General features: G+C 54.5%; 25 protein-coding genes. 9 read left to right on the top strand and 16 right to left on the bottom strand.

From position 1 onward, the window contains the following. The first annotated feature begins 30 nt into the window (after positions 1 to 30). Positions 31 to 312: a hypothetical protein gene (locus MKMG_RS01535; RefSeq protein ID WP_165074752.1), complete on the top strand. Its 282-nt coding sequence runs from the start codon at positions 31 to 33 to the stop codon at positions 310 to 312. A gap of 161 nt (positions 313 to 473) precedes the next feature. Beyond that, positions 474 to 749, top strand: coding sequence for a hypothetical protein (locus tag MKMG_RS01530; RefSeq protein WP_165074750.1), 276 nt, complete (start codon positions 474 to 476; stop codon positions 747 to 749). Positions 750 to 1,051: 302 nt separating this feature from the next. On the opposite strand, the gene MKMG_RS01525 is transcribed toward MKMG_RS01530, so the two are convergent. Continuing rightward, the gene (locus MKMG_RS01525; protein WP_165074748.1) at positions 1,052 to 1,210 is read right to left on the bottom strand and encodes a hypothetical protein; all 159 of its coding nucleotides are present in this window, start codon (positions 1,208 to 1,210) and stop codon (positions 1,052 to 1,054) included. Between the two features lie 186 nt (positions 1,211 to 1,396). Between MKMG_RS01525 and MKMG_RS01520 the strand changes: the two genes are divergently transcribed. Beyond that, entirely contained in the window at positions 1,397 to 2,005 is a 609-nt protein-coding gene (locus MKMG_RS01520) for a hypothetical protein (protein WP_165074746.1), read from the top strand. Positions 2,006 to 2,268: 263 nt separating this feature from the next. Here the strand turns inward: MKMG_RS01520 and MKMG_RS01515 are convergent, their stop codons facing one another. From MKMG_RS01515 to MKMG_RS01500, 4 genes are all read right to left on the bottom strand, one after another. Further along, entirely contained in the window at positions 2,269 to 5,574 is a 3,306-nt protein-coding gene (locus tag MKMG_RS01515; RefSeq protein ID WP_165074744.1) for an AAA family ATPase, read from the bottom strand. After that, on the bottom strand, positions 5,571 to 6,809 hold the full coding sequence (locus MKMG_RS01510; protein WP_165074803.1) for an exonuclease SbcCD subunit D C-terminal domain-containing protein: 1,239 nt from the start codon (positions 6,807 to 6,809) through the stop codon (positions 5,571 to 5,573). The genes MKMG_RS01515 and MKMG_RS01510 overlap by 4 nt, the downstream gene beginning before the upstream one ends. A gap of 407 nt (positions 6,810 to 7,216) precedes the next feature. Continuing rightward, entirely contained in the window at positions 7,217 to 9,334 is a 2,118-nt protein-coding gene (locus tag MKMG_RS01505; RefSeq protein WP_165074742.1) for a histidine kinase N-terminal 7TM domain-containing protein, read from the bottom strand. Positions 9,335 to 9,401: 67 nt separating this feature from the next. Continuing rightward, on the bottom strand, positions 9,402 to 9,593 hold the full coding sequence (locus MKMG_RS01500; protein WP_165074740.1) for a hypothetical protein: 192 nt from the start codon (positions 9,591 to 9,593) through the stop codon (positions 9,402 to 9,404). Positions 9,594 to 9,882: 289 nt separating this feature from the next. Here MKMG_RS01500 and MKMG_RS01495 point away from each other — a divergent pair, with 289 nt between their 5' ends. Further along, entirely contained in the window at positions 9,883 to 12,132 is a 2,250-nt protein-coding gene (locus tag MKMG_RS01495) for an RND family transporter (protein WP_165074738.1), read from the top strand. 92 nt (positions 12,133 to 12,224) lie between these two features. Here the strand turns inward: MKMG_RS01495 and MKMG_RS11635 are convergent, their stop codons facing one another. Continuing rightward, on the bottom strand, positions 12,225 to 12,353 hold the full coding sequence (locus MKMG_RS11635) for a hypothetical protein (protein WP_256366053.1): 129 nt from the start codon (positions 12,351 to 12,353) through the stop codon (positions 12,225 to 12,227). Positions 12,354 to 12,472: 119 nt separating this feature from the next. Here MKMG_RS11635 and MKMG_RS01490 point away from each other — a divergent pair, with 119 nt between their 5' ends. Next, complete coding sequence (locus MKMG_RS01490; RefSeq protein ID WP_165074736.1) at positions 12,473 to 13,741, top strand: metallophosphoesterase family protein; 1,269 nt, start codon at positions 12,473 to 12,475, stop codon at positions 13,739 to 13,741. A gap of 175 nt (positions 13,742 to 13,916) precedes the next feature. Here MKMG_RS01490 and MKMG_RS01485 read toward each other — a convergent pair whose 3' ends face one another. The 9 genes from MKMG_RS01485 to MKMG_RS01445 form a co-directional block, all read right to left on the bottom strand. Further along, positions 13,917 to 14,549, bottom strand: coding sequence for a flavodoxin family protein (locus tag MKMG_RS01485; protein ID WP_165074734.1), 633 nt, complete (start codon positions 14,547 to 14,549; stop codon positions 13,917 to 13,919). Next, positions 14,546 to 15,265, bottom strand: a complete 720-nt coding sequence (locus MKMG_RS01480; protein WP_165074732.1) for a flavodoxin family protein — start codon at positions 15,263 to 15,265, stop codon at positions 14,546 to 14,548. The genes MKMG_RS01485 and MKMG_RS01480 overlap by 4 nt, the downstream gene beginning before the upstream one ends. A gap of 367 nt (positions 15,266 to 15,632) precedes the next feature. Beyond that, positions 15,633 to 15,890, bottom strand: coding sequence for a helix-turn-helix domain-containing protein (locus MKMG_RS01475; RefSeq protein ID WP_165074730.1), 258 nt, complete (start codon positions 15,888 to 15,890; stop codon positions 15,633 to 15,635). 81 nt (positions 15,891 to 15,971) lie between these two features. Beyond that, positions 15,972 to 16,133, bottom strand: a complete 162-nt coding sequence (locus MKMG_RS01470; protein ID WP_165074728.1) for a hypothetical protein — start codon at positions 16,131 to 16,133, stop codon at positions 15,972 to 15,974. Between the two features lie 344 nt (positions 16,134 to 16,477). Beyond that, entirely contained in the window at positions 16,478 to 17,293 is an 816-nt protein-coding gene (locus MKMG_RS01465) for a DUF1670 domain-containing protein (protein WP_165074726.1), read from the bottom strand. A 158-nt stretch (positions 17,294 to 17,451) separates the two neighbouring features. Next, the gene (locus MKMG_RS01460; RefSeq protein ID WP_165074724.1) at positions 17,452 to 18,117 is read right to left on the bottom strand and encodes a peroxiredoxin; all 666 of its coding nucleotides are present in this window, start codon (positions 18,115 to 18,117) and stop codon (positions 17,452 to 17,454) included. Positions 18,118 to 18,289: 172 nt separating this feature from the next. Continuing rightward, entirely contained in the window at positions 18,290 to 18,634 is a 345-nt protein-coding gene (locus MKMG_RS01455) for a carboxymuconolactone decarboxylase family protein (protein ID WP_165074722.1), read from the bottom strand. A gap of 4 nt (positions 18,635 to 18,638) precedes the next feature. Beyond that, a complete protein-coding gene (locus MKMG_RS01450) occupies positions 18,639 to 18,764 on the bottom strand; it encodes a desulfoferrodoxin FeS4 iron-binding domain-containing protein (protein ID WP_165074720.1) in 126 nt (41 codons plus the stop codon). Positions 18,765 to 18,816: 52 nt separating this feature from the next. Further along, positions 18,817 to 19,035 carry a zinc ribbon-containing protein gene (locus tag MKMG_RS01445; protein WP_165074718.1) on the bottom strand — a complete coding sequence of 73 codons (219 nt, stop codon included), beginning with the start codon at positions 19,033 to 19,035 and terminating at the stop codon, positions 18,817 to 18,819. Between the two features lie 129 nt (positions 19,036 to 19,164). Between MKMG_RS01445 and MKMG_RS01440 the strand changes: the two genes are divergently transcribed. Beyond that, entirely contained in the window at positions 19,165 to 19,770 is a 606-nt protein-coding gene (locus tag MKMG_RS01440; protein WP_165074716.1) for a flavodoxin family protein, read from the top strand. 60 nt (positions 19,771 to 19,830) lie between these two features. On the opposite strand, the gene radC is transcribed toward MKMG_RS01440, so the two are convergent. Then, positions 19,831 to 20,496 (bottom strand): DNA repair protein RadC, encoded by a 666-nt coding sequence (gene radC / locus MKMG_RS01435; RefSeq protein WP_165074714.1) that lies wholly within the window; start codon positions 20,494 to 20,496, stop codon positions 19,831 to 19,833. A gap of 162 nt (positions 20,497 to 20,658) precedes the next feature. On the opposite strand from radC, the gene MKMG_RS01430 reads away from it, so the two are divergent. The 3 genes from MKMG_RS01430 to MKMG_RS01420 all read left to right on the top strand — a co-directional run bounded on the left by MKMG_RS01430 (position 20,659) and on the right by MKMG_RS01420 (position 23,062). Then, positions 20,659 to 21,159: a rubrerythrin family protein gene (locus MKMG_RS01430; RefSeq protein ID WP_165074712.1), complete on the top strand. Its 501-nt coding sequence runs from the start codon at positions 20,659 to 20,661 to the stop codon at positions 21,157 to 21,159. Positions 21,160 to 21,218: 59 nt separating this feature from the next. Next, the gene (locus tag MKMG_RS01425; RefSeq protein ID WP_165074710.1) at positions 21,219 to 22,379 is read left to right on the top strand and encodes an FAD-dependent oxidoreductase; all 1,161 of its coding nucleotides are present in this window, start codon (positions 21,219 to 21,221) and stop codon (positions 22,377 to 22,379) included. A gap of 80 nt (positions 22,380 to 22,459) precedes the next feature. Further along, positions 22,460 to 23,062: a HEAT repeat domain-containing protein gene (locus tag MKMG_RS01420; protein WP_165074707.1), complete on the top strand. Its 603-nt coding sequence runs from the start codon at positions 22,460 to 22,462 to the stop codon at positions 23,060 to 23,062. The last annotated feature ends 228 nt before the right edge of the window (positions 23,063 to 23,290 follow it).

Raw genomic sequence — 23,290 nt, 5'->3', positions numbered from 1 at the left:
GGGCGCACAGATGAGGAATACTCATCAGGGATGATGAGATCTCTTTCTGCAACAGCCGTGGTGTTTATATTATCTGCCGCCGGTGACAGCGGCACGGATGCGGCAGCGATTCTTGATATATTCACCCGTATTGCGGCAATACCACGGTGTTCGGGAAACGAAGAAGGGGCCGCCCGTTTTATTCTGGACCGGGCAGCGGCAGCAGGGTTTATGGCAGAAGAGGACCCGGCGGGCAAGGTCTTCATCACCCGGAAATCAGCAGGCATCCGTCTTTTATCCCGGAGTTTCGGTATGCCGGGCAGTATATGCTGATGAAGATATCCGGGAACATCCCGAACCATTCTCCGTTTGGGAATGCTGTATGATACTGCCTCACATATCATTTTTTTATCTCTTTTGTATCGGTATGTCACAGGGATTGCAGGTATACAGACATTGCATGCCTGATCCTTTGTGAGTGATTGAGGTAAAAAATGCTAAAAAAATGTGGAATCTTCATCGTGGTTCTTTTGCTGTGTTTTTCCGTGTATGCGGTCAGTGCACAGGATATAGTTCCACAGGAAAGTGCCAGTCCAGACGATTCATCCCTGTATGAAAGCCCTGCCGGAGTTGGGTATTTAGAATCGTCAGAGCCCCCGCCCCCACCAACATGGCCGGTGCAGACACCTGTACCTGAATTCCCGGCTATGGCGCTTCCGATTGGTATGGTTGTCAGCCTTTTCGCCGTTGCACTCGTGCTTCGGCGCTAATTTTTTTCTTTTTCTCTTTGTTCACTCTGTATTCAGATCCGATAGGAGCAATACTGCGCTGCGGTGCCTGACGGACACCGATATCACATATTATTGACAGGTGTCAGGAACAGAAGCGTATCTCCTTTCGCAGATATTTCCTTATATCAGGCCAGGACCTGCCTGCAGCACAGGTTTTACTTCATCTGTTCTCCTGCGGACAGGTGTGGGAAGGGAGGAGTGCGTCTCCGCGGTCTGCATGCCGGCCTCAAGACCGCCTGGATTGCACAGAAGATGCCACGATCCGGGCCGCATCCATTCTTTCAGCAGGACGTGTCTGTGTGATGCTTCGGGAGACCTTCCAGCGGTGTGCCGGAGTCCCTGGAGAGCAGAACAGGAATTGGTTCAGTGATGATATGATACTCCCATAATATCTGCCGATAATTTATTCTGGGACTGTTCTCTGCGATTTCAGGTGCCATGCCTGAGTCTGAAACGAGATCTGGGAAATCGACAGGTATTTGTCTTTTATCTCAGTGTTTTGGAAGTGCTGTGTAGTACTACCTCGCATATCATTTTTATCTCTCTTTTGTATCTGTAACTCACAGGGATTGTCGGTATGCAGACATCGCATCCCCAGTCCTTTGTGTGTGTGTTGGAGGTAATTAATGCTAAAAAAACGTGGTATTTTAATCGTGGTTCTTTTGCTGTGCTTTACCGTGTCTGCGGTCAGTGCATATGAAATGATAAGCTCAGAGAAAAGTGTCTGTCCTGAGGAGATCTATCTGAATGAAAGTGGGTGTATGCCCGATACAACGACTGTGACCATTGAAGTGACCGGATCCGGGTGTGGCATTTTAGCACCGTATTATGTGAATCTTGTAGAAGTAACAGAGTCGTACATCGTGGGGGAAGCAGACTTTTCGATTACCCCCGACTCAGTGGTAGAAAATGGTGATGGCACGACGACGATGACTTGGCTAAACATTGGTCAGTATGTTGGAAACAAAAATAAATTCCTTACCAAGGATGAAACTTTTGTTGTAACCTTTACGGCTGGTTCAGATGTATTGGGAGAGGATTTGCCGGTTGATACCGAAGAAGCTGTTATCACGTACAGGTATGGGATTTGGGGTGAAGGTTGTGTACTGGTAGATCAGGCCTGGCTTGATGTAATTAAATGTCCACCTACACCTGTACCTGAATTCCCGACAGTAGCGCTTCCTCTTAGTATGATTGTTGGTCTTTTAGGCGCTGCAATTGTGCTTCGGCGCTAATCTCTGTCTCTCTTTTTTTTGGATACTGTGCATACATAATTGGAACAATATTACGGTATATACTGTGCCTGACATGCACTGCCATCATCTGTCATTGGCGGGATTCCGGGACAAAAGGAGTGAATTTCTTCTACTGATCGTTTCATGATTCCGGGCCAGAACCTCTCTGCAGCACAGGACGTGCTCCACCTGTGTTCTGGTGTGGGAAGAGTGGAATATCAGCTCTTTTTCTCCCTGGATACTCTGCCTCTCCGCCCTTCTCTTCAGATCCCATGCCGGATAACGCCCGGCCCTTTCATTGTGCTCCTCCCGCCGCTCTCTTTTTTGATCCTGATGACGGTTCCAATCCGCTCGTTCAGGGCAGGCACATGCGAGATGACGCCGATTATTTTCCCCTGGTCACGCAGGGAGGAGAGGGTGGAGAGGGCCATATCGAGGGCATCCCCGTCCAGTGTCCCGAACCCCTCGTCAAGAAAGAGAGAATCAACCTGTATCTTCCCGGATGCCATTGAGGCGAGGCCGAGGGCCAGGGCCAGACTCACCAGAAAACTCTCCCCGCCGGAGAGATTTCTTGTCGACCGGATGGTTCCGCCCTGGTAATTGTCGGTCACAGCGAGTTCCAAAGGCAGATTCGGATCATGAATCAGGATATACCGGTCGCTCATCGCCTGCAGCTGGCGGTTTGCTGAGGCGATCATCACCTCAAAGGTGAGGCCCTGTGCGAAGTTGCGGAACTTCTTTCCGTCTGCCGACCCGATGAGGGCATGGAGTTCGTCCCACCGGCCCGTCTCGGCCCGCTGCGCTGCAATACGTTCCAGCTGTCTGGCATGCCGTGCCACCTCATCTTCCTGGCGCCTGAGCTGCTGCCGTATTTCGCCCCTGCGGGTATTGGACTCCTGAACTGCTGTGGTGAGGGCCTGCAGCTCTTCGGTGAGGGTTGCCTCATCCTTTACCGTACCTGCCAGGGGGCGATGTGTCTCTGCCTCTCTCAGGGCGGTTGCATGCCGTGCTGCAATACCTGCCTGCCACTGCTTCAGGCGGTCACGTTCGGTTCTGAGGCCTGCCGCCTCTTCCGGTGCAAGAAGGGCAGCAGCAAAGTCGCTTTCTCCAAGGAATCCGGCACTGCAGACCGCCTCATCAAACAGGCGTTCAGCCTCTTCCAGCTCCTTTCCCTGTGTCAGAACTGCTTCCCGGAGGGTCTGTATCTTACCTTCCAGTATGGCATTCTCCTGCAAAATGTTCTGATGGTCTTTTTGTGCTGCCTTCACTGTTGCTTCTCTCTCCCGGCACATCCGGGCGGACTGCTGTTCGGCCTCGTCCGGGCTGGTATCACCAAAGAGGTCCTGCCGTTTGTCCCTGAGTCGCTTCAGGTTTGTCTGTTGTATCGCGGTGCGTGCTGCACAACTCTCAGCTGTTCCGAATCTCTGTATCGCCTGCCGACAGTGGCTGATGAGGGCTCTGGTTGCACGGCCCTGCTCTTTGAGTGCCCTGATGGCAGTATCTGCTGCATAGCAGCGTTCGATTGTCTCACTGGTGGCACTGATGGCACTACGCACGGTCTCCTCCCGTTCCGGTGTATCAGGGTCAATGTCGCATTCCCGGCAACCGTCTGCCCAGGCTTCTTCCCGGTGTGCAGCCCGTTCACGGATGGCGGTGAGTGTTCCATCTGCGGCCTGCGCTTCGCTTTCGCTCCGTGCAATGGCAGAGAGAAGGTTGTTTTCCTTCTCATGGATGGTTGCGAGTGTGGCCCGTTCCCGCCTGAGGTCTTCGTCTGCCGCACGGGGCAGCGTCGCCGTGTCTCGGAGATACGGATGGCTGGTGGCACCACAGAGAGGGCAGGGCTCACCTGTCTTCAGATGGGAACGTTCCTCTTCAAGGTCATGAACCCGGGCCGCAAGGCGGGCATTCTCCTCCATCTGGTCTGCAAGGCGTTCATGTGTTTCACGCTCGCGGCTGCACTCTTCCAGTAACACCCGGTATTCGGTGACCTCATGCCTCTTCTCACTGATGCGTTCGTTGAGTTCGCGGCTCTGCCGGGCATCGTCTGCACCATCTGTGAGGCGGTCAAGGAGTCGGCTCAGCCGCGTTTTCTGCTCCTGGCAGGTGGTGATCTCTTTTCTGAGGGTGTCAGGGTCTGTGTACCAGGGCATCCCTGCAAGCACCCGTTCCAGAGCATCAGCCTGCTCTTCTGCGATGCTGCATTCCTCTGCAGCATCAGGAGGAAGCAAATGTATGTCATCACCGGGCACTGCATCTGCCACCTGCTCTGCGATGGATTTTATTGTCGTATAGACCGCGTCCGGATCTCCCGCAATATTGTTGTCTCTGAGGAACGCTCCAGACGCCTCCGCTGCTTTCGGGGTGAGGGTATCCGTCTCTGTTCCCGGACACAGTTCCCTGCAGGCACTCTGCCAGTCCCCGTCTGCTCTCTCCTGTTCACTGCGCAGCTCCCGGAGACGGTCTCCTGCGGCCTGCACCTGTATGTCGAGTGCCCGCACCTCTTGTATGACGGGGGCTACCTGTTCAGCCTGTTTTTGTGTGTCCCGGAGTATCTCTTCCTGAGATGATACTGCGGATTCTGCCAGTCTGACGGCGGTTATCCGTTCCGGCATTGCCGCATCAAGCTGCCTGAGGGACGTTTTGTTCTTCTCCTGCCCCTCCCGGAGGGTGGTGACCCGGCGGTAGGCACCCTCCTGTGCGGCGGCTGTTTCCCCTCTCTGCAGGTGGCTGAGCCCTTCCTCTGCTGCGGCCCGCTCTTCAATCAAGTCCGCCTCTTCGTGTTCTGTCTCAGCGATGGCAGAGGCAATTCTCGTCATCTCCTGATGCCAGATAATCCCCGTCCTGCACTGCTGTATATCTTCCTGCAGTGCATCTCCGTTCTCTGCAAGGGTTGCCTCTTCCTCCCGGAGTGTGGCCATCTCCTCATCCGGGAGCAGCATGATTCCGCTGCCTTCCGCCTCCAGCACCTTCAGTGTCTCATCTTCCTTCCGTTTCCGTTGATGCACGGCAACCGAGATTCTCGAATAAATTTCCGTGCCTGTGATCTGTTCAAGCAGGGGAGAACGTTCATCCGGCGAGGCGTTTAAAAATGCCGCAAAATCACCCTGTGCGAGCATCACGGAACGGGTAAACCGGTCATAATCCATGCCGGTTAACTCCTCAACCCGTTTCGGTACTTCACGCTTCCGCGTGGTGATAATCTCCCCTGTGAGTACATCCGCAATTTCGTGGTGCGGGGTCTGCAGTGTACCATCCGGTTTCCTGCGTGCCCGCTCCTGTGCCCAGGTGCACCGGTAGACGCCGCCTGCTGTCGCAATCTCCACTTCTGCACTGCATTCCGCCGCCCGGCGGTGCATAATCTCGTTGGTTGACTTGCTGATGGTCCTGAGCCGGGGTGTGCACCCATAGAGGGCCAGGCAGATGGCATCCAGGATGGTCGTCTTACCCGACCCGGTAGGCCCGGTTATCGCAAATATTCCGTCTGCAATGTAAGCTCCTCCGGTGAGATCTATTTCCCAGACGCCTGCAAGAGAGTTGAGATTTTTGAGCCGTATTTTTTGTATTCTCATGCCAGGTTTCCTCCGTCTGATCCATCGGAGTCCATTCCCCTGAGGACTTCCCGGAAGGTGGCCATCAGCTTGTCCCGCTGTTCGGGGGGAATTTCTGCTGTCTCCATGCGCCGTTCAAAGACTTCGGTCTCCGTCAGTTCTGCAAGCTCCTCGCATGACTGGTATGCCGAAAGTGCTGCAGAGACGAGACGCATGTCTTTCACCCGTAAGACCTCAATCTCAGTGCCTTCAGTCATCCCGGCCACCTCTCCCATCAGGTCTCCCGGAAGGGCGGCACCATCGTATATCACTTCGGCCCAGACCGGGCCGCCGGTCTCTCTGAGTTCATCTATTCTGCGATTGATGGTCGGCAGGTCCCCCCGGATGGTGATGAGGCGGCGGAACTGTGGAACGGGGACTGAGCGCACCGCAGCGGGCATCCCCGGTGCGGTGGTGACGATGATCACTTCCTTCTGCTGCTCTGCCTCTCCGAATCCGACCGGCACCGGGGATCCGGGGTATCGTATGGTATTGATGCCTGCCACTGTCTGTGGTACATGCAGGTGTCCGAGGGCCACATAGGCAGCCTCCTCTGGAAAGATGTCAGCACCGACCCGTTCGATAAAGCCTGCGACCTGGTCACGGACACCGTCGCCCTCGACGGTTTTCCCCCCGGCAGCAAAGAGATGGCCTGTGATGATCACCGGCAGCTTTGGCCCGGGGGGTTGTGTGGCACAGGCAGCCTCCCATGCCTCCCGATACAGGGATTGCACGCCTTCCCTGACCTGTGCTGCCTTCTCCCCGATGGAGGCGCCGGGTGCCGACCGGCGGATATCGCGGTCGCGAAGGTAAGGGACAGCGGCCACGATACATTCCGGTTCTCCGTCCGGCCCGTCCAGAAGAAAGGTGCCGCCCGGCCGCCCTGCCCCTGCCGTCCCCACGACATGGATATTGAGTGCCTCAAGGATCTCATGTGGGGCCTCAAGAAATGCCGGGGAGTCGTGGTTGCCTGCAGTGATGATGATATGACGGCAGCCTGCCGCCGCTGCTGCGGTCAGGAAGCGGTAATAAAGAGACTGTGATCGGGCAGACGGGGTGCCGTTGTCAAAGATGTCACCGGTCACCAGCAGGAGGTCAATGGTTTCTTTTTCGATAACACCTGCCAGCCAGTCAAGAAATGCTGCGGCCTCAGTGTCCCGGCGCCGCCCGCAGAGGGTCATTCCGAGGTGCCAGTCGGCCGTATGAAGAACGTTCAGTGGTCTCCCTCCGCGAAAAGAGATGTAACCGGATGGTCTGCTATACGAGTGGTTCTGCCCTGCATATGGTGCATTCTTCTTTCTGGTACCAAAAAGGTGAGGTATGCGGAGTGAAACTGTGAGGTGTAAATATGGTGTCCGGCTGTCATAGAAATATCACTGAACCTCTGTCGTCTGAGAAAGTGGTTATCACCGGGTTTATATGGCTGTATCGGAGGGTGTTTCGGCCAGATGGTTTTTCATCTGCCGGAGACGGGTATTTTTATCCGCCTGTCCGGTGGATATCCCGTGAGAGGAGACACAATAGGTATGGAGATGCTGTACAGACCATATCGATCGTCTGGCCACTACACAGAGAGTGGAGAGGAGGCCGGGGGATGACGAGGTGTGCCCACCTTATCCTTCCCTCACTCTCCCTGATATCCGCGGTATCCGCCATCAGGGATGTGCATCACAAACCGTGAGCCTTCCCCTTCCGTTCCTTCCTCAGTGATTGCAATGCGGGTGAGAGTAAGGATCTCTCTGCTCAAAAAGAGGCCGAATCCCGTATTCTGCCCGTAGCCCTGCGAGAAGATCCTCTCCCTGAGTTCCTTTGGCACACCCCGGCCGTTGTCTTCCACCACCAGACAGCCTTCGCCGGGCCGGTGTTCGAAGCGGACGGTCACTGCGGTGACATGTTCTCCATGGCGGTGGGCGTTTTCAAAGAGGTTCTCCATCACCTTCCGGAACATGGGGTCAGCATAGATTTCCAGTGTGTCCGTATCACAGGAGACTGTGATCCCGGTCTGACTTATTGCCCCTTCGGCCCGTGCGGCCACCGCTGCCACGTTCTGCCACGAAGGGGCATAGGAGCCGAGGTCTTCATAGTCACGGGTAAATGAGAGCTGATCCTCAATCACGGCAGCGGCATGGTCGATCTGTATGACCATCCTCCTCACCTCCGGGCTCATCGCCTCTTCGGGCTCCATACCCGTGAGTTCAGCTACCATCCGGATCACCATCACCTGGTTGAGAATATCATGCCGGGTGATTGATGTGAGTAGTTTGAGCTTCGTGTTCGCCTCCATCACGGCAGAGCGGGCTGCATAATGAGTGGAGACATCCTGGGTGATCCCCACAATCCACGCAGACTTTCCTGCCTCGTCCCGTTCAATGATCCGGCCGGTGATCTGGACCCAGCGGCCCTTCTCCGTGTCCCCGATGGGAAACTCAAGGGAGAAGGTATTCATCCTGCCGGCCGCAATCTCTGCAAACGGCTGGTCAAGTGCAGCCTCATGTCCCTTTGGCAGGTATCCCTTCATCTGGTCCACGAGCGCTTCTATGGTGATGACATTCTCTATCGTACGGTCGGCGGGCAGGTTTTCATAGATCACATATCCCAGACCTTCCCGCCACTCCCAGGTGGCCAGGCCAGCGCCCTCCATCGCGATCTTCAGTCTGAGGTCCTTTGCCTTCATCTCCTCCTCTGCACGCCTTCGTGCGGTTGCGTCACGGATGAGGATTATTGTCCCTCCCGACCGGGTGTCATATCCCTCCACCCGGCTGACAGTCAGGTCAGACCAGCGTCTCTCTTTGGCGGTGTCCGTGTGTGAGACCGTGAGTGACCGGGCCTCCCTGAGTGCAGTGAGACTGGTCCCGAAGACCCTGCCGAGTAGTTCATTGGCAGAGAGTGAGATGGCCTCATCCTCAGTCAGGCCTGCTGCCAGACAGGCGGCACTGTTGATGTCGATGATGACGCCGTTTCCGTCTGCGACGATCACTCCTTCATGGATCTCGGTGATGATACGGGCCCTGGCAAACGGCACGATGCTGAAGAGGCGCAGCCAGAATATGGTGATGAAGATGAGGATGGCACTCAGGGCAAAGAAGAGCGGGGTGATGTCGACGTTGCCGCCACCCAGCACCGTGATGATCGTGAAGACGGTGATTATATTTGCGGTGAAAGGTATGAGGGCACTCAGGATCAACAGGTATATCTGCCGCCTGAAGTGTTGTGGTGAGGACGTCAGAAGGCCGGTCAGAAGGAGCAGGGCGCCGGTGATGAGTGCATATGAATATACTAGGTTTACCCAGAACCAGATGCCGTGGGGTCCGGCGTATCCGTTGAAGAGCCAGAGGGATGGATCAGCTATCTGCACATAAAAAAGGCCTGTCCACGGGTTTGTGAGTAGGGCACATATGCTTACTGCCGGAATAATGGAGACTGCTGCCCGCTGCCATCCCGGCATCTGTTCGTCCTTTCCGGTATATGCGAGGGTAAAAAAGAAGAACAGGAGCGGGGTGAGGATGATGAAGATGAACTTGGCACCTGAGAACGCGAACTTGATGGGGACGTCCGGCACGGTGATTATTGCAGCGTCACAGCAGAGCCACCCGGTCAGTGCGGCAGAGGTATACAGGAGCCAGGTGGCGCCGCGGGCGTCCTGCCGGGTTCGGAGCACCCAGACAATACCTCCGGTAATACACGCTGTCCCCAGTAAGAGGAGGAATACTAATAGCTCCGGGTTACTCATTGTTATTATCACGATCTCTGCTCCGATTCCTGTTTTGTTTGTATATGCACCTGTTCAGCTGGATGACACGGATATGATGTTATTTGGGTTTTGGATTTATGATGATATAGATGAGTGAAAGGCAGGATGGCGGTCCTGCCGGCAGCGACATCATCCGTGTCTCCTTTCCAGGTGTGTCAAAGCTGACTTTTTCCCCGAGATCTTTTCCGCGCTTCCGGATAGCACAGGAGGATACACCTCCTGCGCTGCCCTCCCCGGAATTCCCATACATGTTTTCAATTATACTATATGATACGTATTTTCCCGTTTTCAGGCAGGCATCATCTCTTGTACATCACATCCTGACATACCGGCACGGTGTGCCCATTTTAATATCTCAGACGTTGTTGTTTTTTAAGTAACAACAGTCGACATTCGCGGATCATGGTGTACCCTCTTTATCTCCCGGACTCCGGGTGTGGAGGGAGCAGGATAAACCGGCACAACACTACCTGACCTGTTGTCCTGCATCCGTGGATCTCCTGGAATATCAAAACAATAATAGATAATAGAGAGATAGCATGCAGTCACCGTTTGCCTTTCTGGCCAATTCCATTAATAATCACCCGAAGACCGTTGCAGCAGTAGTCATTGGTGTGATCCTGGTGATGATGTTCTTTGCGTCCGGTGTCACGATGAAGACCGGTACCGAGACCTATGTGGACATCACCTCACCCTCGGGTTCCCTCATCAAACATTATGAGGACACGTACAGTTCTGACTCCGTTATTCTCATGATCGAGGGCGACGCGGTCTATATGCCTCAGACGCTGGATTACATCCAGAGCCTCTCAGAGGATATCGAGAATGAATACCAGATTGTCTCAGTCACGAGTATCATCGACCTTGTTGATATCTACAACGGCGGGGTGATTCCCGGGTCTGAAGTGGAGATAAAGAGCATTGTTGACCAGCATAAAGATGTCATTCCCGGGGCTGCAACGACCGGTGCAATGACCCTGATGCAGGTCATCGTGCAGCCCGGTCTATCCGACTCCGCCTCAACCGCTGCCCTGAATAACATCCGCTCTGTGGTGGCCGCTCATAACCCGCCGCCCGGCATATCTGTTACGGTAACAGGGATGGCGGCATTTGAGGATGAGATGAAGACTTCCCTGGGGTCATCCACCGGTATGCTCATTGGCCTTGCCATGCTTTTGATGGTCGTCGCAATGGCCTTTCTCTTCGGCCATGTCCGTTACCGCTTCCTGCCGGTCCTGATTGTGATGATGGGTGTCATCGTCTCCTTCGGTATGATGGGCGTCACCGGGACAGGACTCACCATGATGGTGATGGCTGCCTTCCCGGTGATGATCGGTATTGGTATCGATTACGCCATCCAGTTCCAGACACGGTTTGATGAGGAGGTGAGGAAGTCATCCATTGAAGACGCGGTCTTTACCACCATCACCCAGTCGGGCAGTGCAGTCGCCATTGCGATGGTCGCCACCTCGCTTGGGTTTATCGCTCTTACCATGTCGCCGTTCCCCATGGTCACTGACTTTGGGGTGATCTGTGTGGTGGGTGTCCTCTCCTGCTATCTCTGTGCCCTTGTCATTGTCCCTACCTTTGCAACACTGGTAAAATACCGCCCGCTGGACCCCAAACCCAAAAAACGCGGCAGTGGCAACCAGAAGTCCATGATGGAACGCTATGATGTGTTTCTCGGAAAAGTGGCCGGATGGATTGCCGACCACCCGGTTGGTGTCCTCCTCCTCGTTGGCTGTGTTGCGATGATCGGCATCCCGCTGGATGACAGGATTGTCATCAACACAGAAGAGGAGGCGATGGTGCCGCCGACGATGCCTGCAAAGGTGAGCATGGACAAACTGGGCAGTGCGATGGGGTCGATGTCCACGATACCGCTTATGGTACGGAGTGATGACATCTTCGAACCCGATACGTTGCGATGGATGTATGCATTCACCGAATATGAGAAACAAAAGCATAGTGAGATCACGGGAGGGACGAGTATTGCAAGCATTCTTGCGTCGATGAACGGCGGTATCCTTCCGCAGGATCGAGAACAGATAGCCGCACTCCTGAAACTCGTGCCGGAAGGCACCATGTCCCGGTATACGGCCGGCCAGATGGAGGCGGTCATTGAGTTTTCCACCGAGGATCTGAACCTCAATAGCATGAAGGCGCTTCTCAATGAGATGCGTGAGGACCTTGCCTGGTACGAGACTGACCCCGGTACTACCGGAGAATTCACCGGTACCATGGTACTCTTTGGTGACATGATCGACGGCATCGCGGAGTCCAAGAGTGAGATGAACATGCTGGGATTCGGCCTGATCTTTGCCTTCCTCCTCCTCCTCTACCGGAAGGCAGCGGCCATCATCCCTATAATCCCGATCATTATGATCGTCGGGTGGAACGCGGTCATCATGTATGTCCTCGGACTGGAGTACAATATTCTCACGGCCACCCTCGGTGCGATGACCATCGGTGTCGCGTCTGAGTATACCATCCTCATTATGGAGCGGTATGATGAGGAACGCGAACGCGGGCTCTCCTGCCGTGATGCCATCCAGACAAGTATCCAGAAGATTGGAACGGCTATTACCATCTCCGGCCTGACGACGGTCTTCGGCTTCTCCGCCCTCACGCTCTCGGAGTTCCCCATCATGGCCAACTTCGGCCTGGTGACCGTGATCACGGTGGGATTCTCTCTCGTGGGAGCCATCCTCGTGATGCCTGCGGTGCTGGCCGTTGTCAGCAGTATCCAGGACTGGCTTGATGCACGAAAGCATGCAAAAGCGTGCTGAGTGCACCACAAAAAAAATACAGGGTCTACAATCCGGCCCTGCAAAAATCGTTTTTTACTACGTTTTTTAATCACAATGACCCGATTCCGGCATTATTCTGCCGGACACTTTCGGAGGTTGCCCCGCACCGCAGAGAACCCGATGCCTGCGGTAAACATCATCACAAAGGGCGTCCAGAAACCGGGAGATAGGGCGGCACCTGTGAGGGAGACTGCCATCATGAGAATGCCTGCCAGAAATGTCTGCCTCTGCCCGAAAAAACCCGTAAAGTATCTGATGCTGGGTGATAGAGGATATATACAAAAAAACGGGTCTTTCTCTGAATGAATGGTGATGCAGGATGAAACGGGTGGCAGGTATGGTATGCATTCTCTTTCTGGTGCTCTGCTGTACCTGGGTGGGGGCGGCTGATGCCACTGTCACAGGAATGAAGGATGATATTGGAAGTGCAGGGGATGCCTCTGCTTTCAGCCGGGGACCGTACCTGACCGGCACTACGGTGAATGAAACGGTGGTGAACTGGATGGGCACCATTCCTGTGGTAGGAACCGTCGCATACGCAAGCGATGCATCTTACCAGGAGACGGGTGGGTATGAACAGCAGTTCAGGGATGATGCGGAGGTAGCTCTGCACCATGTCTCCATCACCGGCCTTCAGCCTGATACCTGCTATCACTATGCAGTCACCGTCGGCGGGGAGACGTCCGGCGACCACACCTTCCGGACCTTCCCGGAATCCGGGCCGTTCACATTCATTGTTTACGGAGATACACAGGAACAGCTCCCGTATTTCACCCAGACAGAGCGGCATGCTCTTGTCGCAGAGCGGATTGCAACGGAAGAACCGGACGCCCTCTTTGTGTTGCACGTCGGCGACACGGTCTGCGAGGTGGAAGATGTTGAGGAGTGGGACCGGTTCTTTGCGGCAGGAAGTGCTCTCTTTGCCAATACTACTATTGTAGCGGTGCTGGGCAATCATGAGAACAATGCGACTGTCTGGTATGAGGCGTTCGGCATGCCGGAGTGGTATTCCTTTGACTGCGGGGATGCCCATTTCGTGGTGCTGGACTCAAACGACTGGGCGGCCCCGCACCTGGACGAAGAGACGGCATGGCTCAGGGCAGATCTGGAGGAGAGTCCGGCGGGCCGGACGTTTGTTGCCTTCCACCACCCGCCGTACAGTTCCGGCACCCGGCATCCCGGCGGATGGAGCGATCTCCGTGAACTCTGGGGCCCGGTATTAGAGGAATACGGGGTCGATATGGTCTTCACCGGGCATGTCCATTCCTACCAGCGCTATGCGGTGAACGGCATCCACTACGTGATCGCGGCAACGGGGGGCGGGATGATGTATAATCTTACCGAGGATAAGGCGGAAGGCTATGCCGCAAGTGCCGACCATCAGCTGGGATATGTGCGGGTGACGGTGGATGATGACCGTGTGACCTCGGTCTTTGTGCCGGTGGCAGTGGTATCGGCTGACAACCGTGCGGTTACAGAGGTATTTCCGGTGGGGACGGAGTATGATCCGGTGGTTGTCGGGGGTTGTGATGATGGGATTGTTGGGGTTTTTGAGGAGATCTTCGGCAGGCTTGCGCCTCTTTTCTGAGTGCGGGTGATTTTCTGATTCTGGTCAGCTACCCACGACTGAAGTCGTGGGTTTCCTGCCTGTTTTCTTTGTGAACCAAGTAAAAAATAGATTGATGGTGGGTCTTCCATCTATTCTCAGTCTGTTTCTATCTGTGTCCATACTCGTATCTTCATCTGAGGGTGGGCTTCTGGTTTTATTTTTCCTGCATCCGCTCAAGCTGTCTTACTGCCTCTTTTCCTGCCGTGTAGGCGAATGTGAGGGCGGTTGGGTGTCCCTTAATACCGCCCCAGCGATCCATGCCGGGTGCGGTGATATTGTGGTCAGGGGTGTAGCCGCAGCCGAATCCGTTGAAGAATGCGGTGACGATGGGGTATGCGTAGTCAAAGATATCGGGCCGCTCCATCCCTGCTGTTGCAAGGAAGTAGCCAGGGTGGGTGGTGAAGTGCTCTTTGTCGTAGTGCACCTGGTGGAGCTTGAACTTCTGTGCCCAGATGGTGTGTGCCCGGTCGATGAACGCCTTCATCTCCGCTGTGATGGACATTGAGTATATGGGGGAGGCAAGGACAACGACGTCTGCCTCCGGGACTGCCTTTGTGAGAATCGGGATAAGGTCGTCGTTGATGATGCAGATGCCGGTCTTGTGGCAGGCATTGCACCCCCGGCAGGAACGGTAGTCAAGGGCGGAGAGAATGATCTTCTCGGTATCTCCCCCGGCGTCTGCTGCCCCCTCCAGAAAGCGGTCAAGCAGCTGTTCGGTGTTCCCATGCCGGTGGGGGCTTCCCGATATGCCCAGCACCCGTAGTGGTCTTCCGGTGTTGGGGTTCACGCGGTCTCATCCCTTTGCGGCTCGGTCTTTCTGTCTTCCTCAGTTCCCGCCTGTTTATCTCTCGCTTCCGTTCTGTCTCCTTTCTGCATTTCCCTTTCTTCCCCGGCAAGCCTCGTTTTGATCTCTTCTATCATCTGCTTTCCCAGGACTGCTGCATCCGTGGTCGCCGTCGGGTGGGCGGCAAGCGCCCCCATCTTGTCCACATTGTTCACCATCAGGTACGAGATGTCGCGGTTTTTGATGTCCATTACATGGAAGAAGCACTTCACCGACGGAATGAGGGCATCAAAGACATAGTCCCAGTCCTGCCCGGCGGTTGATAGAAACGCCCCAAGCCGTTTGCCCTGCCGCTCTGCAGGGATGACGGGGAGGTGAAGCACGTATTTCCGGGACCGCAGCACCTGCATCCGGTCGACAAGAGCCTTTGCCTGGGCACACATTCCCATGCAGAAGACGGGGGAGGCCATCACCACAATGTCTGCTGCAATGATCTTCTCCAGCACCCAGTCGAGGTCGTCATCATCAATGATACAACGGTTGAGTTCTTCGCAGGCATTGCATCCCCGGCAGGGTTGGATCTCTATTTCATTGAGTGCATACTTCTCCACCGTGACACCCTCTTCTGCCGCCATTGCCCCGAGGAGGGCATCAAGAAGCGTCTCGGAGTTTCCGTGCCGCCGCGGACTTGTCGCAAAGGCGAGAACATTCACACCCATTATGCCACTGTTCGCAGGAATCCTACTTTAGGGTTTCCAACAGGGTGGCAGAATTTCCATATATCATCGTATATTGCCTGGTCCGCCCTCACATCACTGAGATCCATGGCCTGAAGTATGGGATGAAGTTGGCAAAAAAGATATTTGGAAAGGAACTCCTCATTCGCCGGGTGAATCCCGGCTAAGTCGCCCATGAGAAATCGCAGACGCTGCTGTTATTGCCGGAATGCCCTCCTCGGGCCCTTTCCTGTTGTATGTGAGAAGGTAACCGGGCAAAGATATGGTATCTCATCTCTCTATGGCTGATAAAACGGGAGGTTGCAGCCTCCCGCTAATTTTAGGAGTATTATTCCTGTTGCCCTGGTGCCTATGGCCGCAGGTAATAGACCTGGCGTGCGTCTGTGAAGTTGAACTTCCTGACGACAAACCCTTCCTCAATGAGCCTGCGCAGTGCATTTCTGACCGTGCGTGGTGCCCATGCGACCTTATCGGAGATCTCTGAGAATGTCCGGGGTTCATGGTCATCGAGGATATCGAGGACTGCCCGTGCTGAACCCGGAAGTTTCTCTTCTGAAATCTGGGGCTTGATTAAGTCTTGGCTGGGTGTTACAGTATACGTTGTCATTGGTGTGCCTCCTTGACTGGTGTATGATGTCTCTGGTGCTCATTTCAGCACCGGTTTTCTGAATTACTGTGCATTTGCTGGTTATTCCCGTGCATCGGTCTCAATTGCGATTGGGAGGTTGTGGTGTCCTTCTACGGTATATCTTTTCTGGCTCACGGTGTAGTATCTCCTGAATTTTTCCGCAATGTTGTGTTCGACGAATGGATCTTCACGGGTGGCTGCCCGGACCGGGTGTGGATCCACGTGCTGCCGCCGGAGAATTACCTCTCCATCTCAGGTCCCCATCTCGCCGGATTTGATCAGGGAGCTGGCATTCCCGAATGCCTGCTCAATCATCTCCGGGTCATCGGTGTCCACCTCATGTGACATTTGTCATCCCTATCTCTACGCCAATTGGTATTAATGCTTTCGCATACATGAAACTATTACAAAATGGTGATAAATCCAATTCGTGCTTAAATTTGATTTTTTAGAGAATATTGCCTAAATTTTACGTTTTGGGGAATTTTGGGGTTTTCCTGCCCCGTAGACTTCAATCCATGGTTGACTGCATCTCCTATAAGGACATATGTCTGATTGCCTGTGGGCTATCTGGGGGCGAACGGGACCGGGCGCTGGATGGTGCCCGGTGTGTATCGTGTGAAGAATTCATTGAGCCGTGGGCACTTCCGGTTTTTGTGACATTCATAGAGAATAAGAAACTCCCCGACCACCTTCTCAGGGACGCCTGTCACATCAATAATCTCATCTCCCCGGTAGCTCCGTGCATACAGCACCACAGTATCGGTGAACTGCCGGTGGTATTTGCGCACCATATCGGTCGAAACACCGCATTCTAAGGCCGTATCCTCTACTTTCTCTCCGCAGAGAAAACGATCCACACAGACCGAGCGTATGGATGGAATATGGCCATATTCATATATTGCACCCCGTGTCGGCAGCCGGATGCCTGCACATCTCAGTTCCTTGATGTCGCGCTGGATGGTGCGTGACGAGGTGGTGAGCAGGAGTGCGAGGTCATGCTGGGCTAACATGCCGCCCTGGTCATAGGCCTCACGGGCAAGACGGATCAGTTTGTGCTGCCGCATCCCCTGCAGCCCTCCCTTCTCAAATGCCGTTGCATCCTCAGATACTGAGATCGTGAGGAGTACAGGGCGCAGTGGTATTTCCCCGAATGCCCGGCCTGGTGGTTCCCGCATATCCACTGCCCGGTAGATGATCTGCATGTCGCCGCGGTGCCAGCCGTAGGACTCTTCAGCGAATTCGTTCATCAGGTGGACAAGGGAACGGCTGGTCGGATGTTTGAAGCCGTATTCCTCTTCAAGAATGGCAAGGAACTGGTACTCTTTGGTCTTGGTCCAGGCGCTTCTGAGCGACGGGACCTCGGTACGCTGCATCGGCATGAGGATGTTTCCTGATGGAATATGGATCCTTCTGCATGATAAACCCGACGACAAATGTCAGATCAGTTTTTATGTCAAACAGGTATGAGTTTTTAGCTTCACATGTTCTAATGGCAAAACATAGGATGGTTTAAATAGTAAAAAGGGTGGGTGAGAATTCAGATCTCCTTAAAGCAGAGATACCAGTCTTTGCAGTCGTAGCCCTCTTTCAGGCGGGCCTCTGCCGCTTCCTGGGTGGCCGGCGGCGGCACAACCACCTTGTCGCCCGGCTGCCAGTTGGCAGGGGTGGCGACGCCGTTCTCGTCAGTTGTCTGGAGTGCCTTCACCAGCCGGACAATCTCCGGGATATACCGGCCGTTCGTGAGCGGGTAGTAGATCATTGCCCGCATAATGCCCTCCGGGTCAATAAAGAAGACGCACCGCACCGTCGCCGTGCTGCTCACCTCTTCCTGGATCATGCCATAAAGCCTGGCCACATTCATGTCAGAGTCGGCAATTACCGGGAAGGGAATCTCGACTCCCAGCCGTTCCTTAATGTTCCTGATCCACCCGAGATGGGCATGGACCGAGTCAATGGAGAGACCGATGAGCCAGGTATTCAGTGCCTTCAGCTCCTCACAGACCTCCGCAAGTGCAATAAACTCGGTGGTGCAGACAGGGGTGAAATCTGCCGGGTGGCTGAAGAGCACCACCCATTTTCCCCGGTAATCCTCCAGTTCCATCGGCCCCTGTGTCGTCACGGCGGAGAATTCCGGTGCAGGTTCGCCCAGCACTGGTCTCCCCTGACAGCAGAGGTAATCGTCAAATATCTCTTCGTCACACATATGCATTCCTCTTCACAACGAGGGCACTGCCGTTCTGGCGGCAGAGTCATCTGATTTGTCTCATTCTCACCATCAGAAGGGCAGAAAGGGACATGGTTCGCATCCAAACGCTCCGCTTTTCTGTACAGATCATCGAATAAGGAGGGTGCTGCCGGGGAGTGCCTGGGCGGATTTATTTCTTCATCAGGTCGTCGATTGCTGTGCGCCCATAGGTATAGGCCGGCATACCTGCGAGCAGGAATGTCACCCTGAGCGCCTCTTCCACCTCCCCATAATCGACACCCAGGTTTGAAGCCCCCGCGGCCTGGGCCCGGACCGCGTGCCGGTCCCGGAGGGCTGCTGCCACACAGATTGCGATTATTTTCTTCGTCTGGCGGGAGAGTTTACCGTCCTTCCAGATGAGTTTGTCCATTGATACGACCCAGTCCTTCAGGTCAGGGTCTTCATCTGCCCACTTCTTCACAATTAACGGGACCTTGCCGATCTCCTCTTCCAGTTCTTTGAGCTGTGCATCCATCCTCTCACTCCTGCAGGGACATCGGCTCGCCGCAGCAGACGAGTTCTCCCCCGCCCACTTCTATTACTTCAACAACATTTCCGCAGACTTCACATTCAAATTTCTGATCTTCACTCTCTACGTTTACCATTTTTTTACTCCGTGGCTGGGGGATGCAAACTCCCCCATCTGGTCGTACCATCTCAGCGTTTCGGAGGATGTCTGGCATCTTCCGGGGTCTTGATATCTTCCCGTATATGAGTCATCGGGATGCAGTCGTAATACTCACAGGCACACGTGGGGCATTTTCTGAGATCCTTGTCAGACTCATCGACGGCAAATTCCAGACCGCAGTCAACACACTTGTATGTTCCCGGTCCGACTTTTTCGCCGGCTTTCACTCGGTTCGGGTTTTCACTCATGGATTTATCACCTCTATGCCCTACATCATACTACGGTGTAATAAATCTTTCCCGGATGTTAATGACGGATAAATACTACCTGTCTGTCTTCAGGAATTATTATCACAATTTGCACCGTAACCACTCCCAATGGCACCACAGATAATTGCCCTCTTAGGAAGTCCCCGACCGAAGGGGAATATGGCAAAACTGATGAATGAAGCGGTGCGGGGTGCCCGTGACGCAGGCTGTGAGGTTGAGATTGTCCATGTGCCAAAGCTGACGTTTGGCCCGTGCAAAGAGATCCTCTACTGTCAGGAGCATGCTGCCTGCGGTCTTAATGATGATGTGACCCCTTATTTTGAGAAATTCCGGGATATTGACGGCCTAATCGTGGCAACACCAGTGATGACGATGGGCATCCCGGGTGCCCTGAAGTCGTTTTTAGACCGGTTTCAGGTCTTTTTTATGGCGAAGTATTTCCGGAAGGAGCCGCTTGTTTCCCCTGAGAAGAAGGCGCACCGCAGGACGCTTCTCTTAAGCATCGGCGGGGAGAATATTGAACATGATTTTGACGGAGTAATCCTCTCCATAAAAGCCTTCTGTCATATTATCGACTGTCCATACTGGGATGAGGTGCTGCAGAATAACATGGATGAGGTGATAGACATCACGACACGCCCTGAAGTGATGAAGGCCGCCTACGAGAAGGGATACCATATGGGTGAACTGATCACCCGTGATATGGCAGAGTGAGCAGTCGGGAGCACCGCCCCTCCCTGCGTCTGTTTTTCATTTTTGAGATCTATGTCCTGTTCAGAAGAGGCCCCGCTCCTTCAGGCTGGTGTGGCCTGTTTTTGCAACGATTACATGATCAAGCACACGGATGCCGAGAATCTCTCCTGCCTCGGCGAGTGTGCGGGTGATGGTGATGTCAGCGTCTGAAGGTTCTGTGTTGCCGGAGGGATGGTTATGGACAAAGATCACCGAGGCGGCACGGTCGGTGAGGGCGGGTGCAAAGACCTCACGTGGGTGCACTGGTGAATGGGTGAGTGTGCCCTTCGTTATGGTGTGACGCCGGATAACCTCGCCTGCCCCGTTGAGTGTGAAGGTAATGAAGTGCTCCTGGTGTTTGTGGAGCAGGTCTGTGGTCATCATCAGGATATCCTCGGGCCGTGAGATGGTGGTGCCCGGCTTCTTTATGTAGCGGCGGGCCAGCTCAAAGGCTGCGACCATCTGGGATGCCCGGCTCTCTCCGATGCCCCGTATGTCCATCAGGTCAGTGTAGGTCATATCGGTCGCCTTCTCATCCAGAAGAGCGATAATATCGTTTGCGATTATGTTTACGTCACGGCCGGGGATGCCCCTGCCGATGATTGCCGCAACGAGTTCAGCGTTACTCAGAACCGCCGGACCGGCTGCGGCGATTCGCTCCCGCGGCCGGTCAATCATGTCTGTATCCCTCATCCGTTTTACTGCCATATTTGCCTCCTCCCCCATACCGGATTTGGACTATAAACAGAGAATGGCAAACAGGGAATAAAACGGTGACGGTATGCATGTTTTTCAACGTGACTGGCGAAGATATTAATAGGAAGCATGTCCGTTCTATTCCTATCTAAGAGGAAGAGGTCAGAGATTACAATGACAACAGAAGAGAATGCCTGGGAAGCGTTCGCCGGAGAATCACAGGCAAACCGCAGGTATGCGAATTATTCCGTGAAGGCAAAGGATGAAGGATATCCGGTCGTAGCGAAACTCTTTGCAGCCGCATCAAAAGCAGAGGAAATTCATGCAAGGCGTCTTCTCGGGGCCCTGAAAGCAGTGGGTTCAACGGAAGAGAACCTCGCCGGTGCTGTTGAAGGGGAGACGCACGAGTACACCACAATGTACCCCTCCTTTATCGAGGAAGCAACGTCAGAAGATGACGCTGAGGCACGGACGGTCTTTACCCATGCGATGAAGGCAGAAGAGGTGCACGCAGGCCTCTATGCCAAAGCACTTGCTGCCGTGAAGGCCGGTGGTGACCTGGAGGCATCTGTCGTCCATCTCTGTCCGTTCTGTGGCAATGTTGTCCTCGGTGAAGTGCCTGAGCGCTGCCCCATCTGTGGTATTCCGGGCACGAAGTTTGAACTGATTGAATAACTCCCCCTTTTCCAACCGGACCGGTAAGCCTTATCTGTCTCTGTGGTATAGAGGAGCGCATGGCGAATGTCACTGTATATTCTACTGAAGGCTGCCAGTACTGCCGTCTGACCAGGGGCTACCTCTCCCGCCTGGGGGTGCCATTCACCGAGGTCGACGTGGGCCGTGACAAAACCGCTGCAGAAGAGATGGTGAACCTGTCCGGCCAGTACGGGGTGCCGGTCACCGTGGTGGATGGAGAGGTCATCGTTGGATTTGATGTGAAACGGTTCCGCGAACTCTTCGAGACAGGGGGGGCGCTGGATGTCTACGACATGATCATCATCGGCGGCGGGCCTGCAGGTCTCACGGCCGCGACGTATGCCTCAAGGAAGATGCTCTCTGTCCTCGTGCTCACGGAGAATATAGGGGGCCAGGCCCTTGAATCGTGGGCCATCGAGAATTACATGGGGTTCCGTCTGGTGACAGGCGGGGAGCTGATGCAGAAGTTTGAGGAGAAGATGCGTGAGGAGGCGGGCATCACCCTTGAACTTGACTCGGTCACCGCCGTCCGGGAGGAAGATGAGGGTAGATTTGTGGCAGAGACTGCCTCTGCGCGAAGATTCTCCGGCCGGTCTGTCATCATCACCTCAGGTCTGCGTCCGCGGTGGCTGGGTCTCCCGGAGGAGAACCGGTTCATCGGCCGGGGAGTGAGTATCTGTTCGACCTGTGACGGCCCGCTCTTTGCAGAAAAGACGGTCGCAGTTGTCGGCGGTGGCAACTATGCCCTTACGACCGCAATCGAGATGGGCGGCATCGCAACAGAGGTGCATCTCATCGTCCGCTCAGATTTGCGGGCGGATGAAATATATCGGAAGGAGTACAGATCCATCAAAAATATCATCACCCATAAACCGGCGTTGGTGACTGCCATCCACGGAGAGACCCTGGTGCAGGGCATCACCATCACAGACCAGGAGACGGGCAAAGAGACCCGTCTGGCAGTGGACGGCATCTTCCTTGCTATTGGCCATCAGCCGAATAACGGCTTTTTAGATGGGTTTGTGGAGACGAACGACCACGGTGAGGTCATGATTGATGTGAACTGCACCACCTCGCGGCCCGGTGTCTTTGCGGCAGGCGACATCACGGAGATACACGGCAAACAGGTGATCATCGCCGCAGGTGAGGGGGCCAAAGCAGCGCTTGAGGCATATCAGTATCTCTCCGGAAAACACTGAACATGGCTTCTTTTCTCCCCACTCCTTTGTTCCTCCCCTGTGGGTGGGATTTTTCTCTGTTTACGGCAAAACGGGTATATATGCGACGATCCCCGGCACTGAAGGCCGGTGCCCTCATTCTTCTGTTCCTCACCGTATGTATCTCAGGATGCACGCAGAGTACAGCAGGAGGGGATGACACCGGCGGTGTAACTGACCAGCATATACAGGCACTCTCGTCCGATGACCCGGACACGGAACTGGCCGCCATCACCTGGCTCACGCAGGCCGGTGAACCGGCGGTGCAGCCGATCATCGACTCCTTTGCGACTGGTGACAACAAGACCCGTATCTACGGTGCCTTCATTCTTCAGGAGATAGGAGCTCCGGCGATCCCGCCGCTTGTTGCCGCCCTGGATTCAGAGGACACGGATACCCGGTCCATCTGTGGGACGACTTTGGTAGGTATGGGTGCTCCTGCGGTGCCGTATTTACTTGATGCTCTCGAACGTGGAGATTCTGACACACAGAATGTGAAGCAGGTGTTGGTCCGCATCGGTGAACCTGCCTTACCTGCCCTGCAGGCGGCGGCGCTGAGCCCGAACCCGACGTTTGCCGCTGAAGCAGACGCACTGATAAAATCAATCTATTTCACTGCGAAATTCCGGGAAGATACACAGAACATGACTGCAGCGGCCGCCTGACAGGTAACATAGCACAAAAAAGTGGGAGGGCTTTTCTTTTCCCTCCTGTTTCCATTGTATCTGTTTTGTAACTATTCAGCCCCCAACCAATTTTAGCGAGAATTAACCGTTAGATCAAAATATTATGGGTACATATTAACATTCAATGAATGTGCCTCCCAATCGGGATCAGATATTGCATTTAGTTCTGACCGATCCAGAAGCCACAACTGATCTCATTTTGGATCT

It is taken from the genome of Methanogenium sp. MK-MG, from assembly GCF_009914725.1.
GTDB lineage: Archaea > Halobacteriota > Methanomicrobia > Methanomicrobiales > Methanomicrobiaceae > Methanogenium.
This window is presented reverse-complemented; position numbering and strand designations above follow the sequence as displayed.

Coding starts and splice junctions, on each gene's coding strand:
- MKMG_RS01535 (WP_165074752.1), top strand. CDS start 31: ATGATGAGATCTCTTTCTGCAACAGCCGTGGTGTTTATATTATCTGCC.
- MKMG_RS01530 (WP_165074750.1), top strand. CDS start 474: ATGCTAAAAAAATGTGGAATCTTCATCGTGGTTCTTTTGCTGTGTTTT.
- MKMG_RS01525 (WP_165074748.1), bottom strand. CDS start 1,210: ATGGCACCTGAAATCGCAGAGAACAGTCCCAGAATAAATTATCGGCAG.
- MKMG_RS01520 (WP_165074746.1), top strand. CDS start 1,397: ATGCTAAAAAAACGTGGTATTTTAATCGTGGTTCTTTTGCTGTGCTTT.
- MKMG_RS01515 (WP_165074744.1), bottom strand. CDS start 5,574: ATGAGAATACAAAAAATACGGCTCAAAAATCTCAACTCTCTTGCAGGC.
- MKMG_RS01500 (WP_165074740.1), bottom strand. CDS start 9,593: ATGTATGGGAATTCCGGGGAGGGCAGCGCAGGAGGTGTATCCTCCTGT.
- MKMG_RS01495 (WP_165074738.1), top strand. CDS start 9,883: ATGCAGTCACCGTTTGCCTTTCTGGCCAATTCCATTAATAATCACCCG.
- MKMG_RS11635 (WP_256366053.1), bottom strand. CDS start 12,353: ATGATGGCAGTCTCCCTCACAGGTGCCGCCCTATCTCCCGGTTTCTGG.
- MKMG_RS01490 (WP_165074736.1), top strand. CDS start 12,473: ATGAAACGGGTGGCAGGTATGGTATGCATTCTCTTTCTGGTGCTCTGC.
- MKMG_RS01480 (WP_165074732.1), bottom strand. CDS start 15,265: ATGGGTGTGAATGTTCTCGCCTTTGCGACAAGTCCGCGGCGGCACGGA.
- MKMG_RS01475 (WP_165074730.1), bottom strand. CDS start 15,890: ATGACAACGTATACTGTAACACCCAGCCAAGACTTAATCAAGCCCCAG.
- MKMG_RS01465 (WP_165074726.1), bottom strand. CDS start 17,293: ATGCCGATGCAGCGTACCGAGGTCCCGTCGCTCAGAAGCGCCTGGACC.
- MKMG_RS01460 (WP_165074724.1), bottom strand. CDS start 18,117: ATGTGTGACGAAGAGATATTTGACGATTACCTCTGCTGTCAGGGGAGA.
- MKMG_RS01455 (WP_165074722.1), bottom strand. CDS start 18,634: ATGGATGCACAGCTCAAAGAACTGGAAGAGGAGATCGGCAAGGTCCCG.
- MKMG_RS01450 (WP_165074720.1), bottom strand. CDS start 18,764: ATGGTAAACGTAGAGAGTGAAGATCAGAAATTTGAATGTGAAGTCTGC.
- MKMG_RS01445 (WP_165074718.1), bottom strand. CDS start 19,035: ATGAGTGAAAACCCGAACCGAGTGAAAGCCGGCGAAAAAGTCGGACCG.
- MKMG_RS01440 (WP_165074716.1), top strand. CDS start 19,165: ATGGCACCACAGATAATTGCCCTCTTAGGAAGTCCCCGACCGAAGGGG.
- radC (WP_165074714.1), bottom strand. CDS start 20,496: ATGGCAGTAAAACGGATGAGGGATACAGACATGATTGACCGGCCGCGG.
- MKMG_RS01430 (WP_165074712.1), top strand. CDS start 20,659: ATGACAACAGAAGAGAATGCCTGGGAAGCGTTCGCCGGAGAATCACAG.
- MKMG_RS01425 (WP_165074710.1), top strand. CDS start 21,219: ATGGCGAATGTCACTGTATATTCTACTGAAGGCTGCCAGTACTGCCGT.
- MKMG_RS01420 (WP_165074707.1), top strand. CDS start 22,460: ATGCGACGATCCCCGGCACTGAAGGCCGGTGCCCTCATTCTTCTGTTC.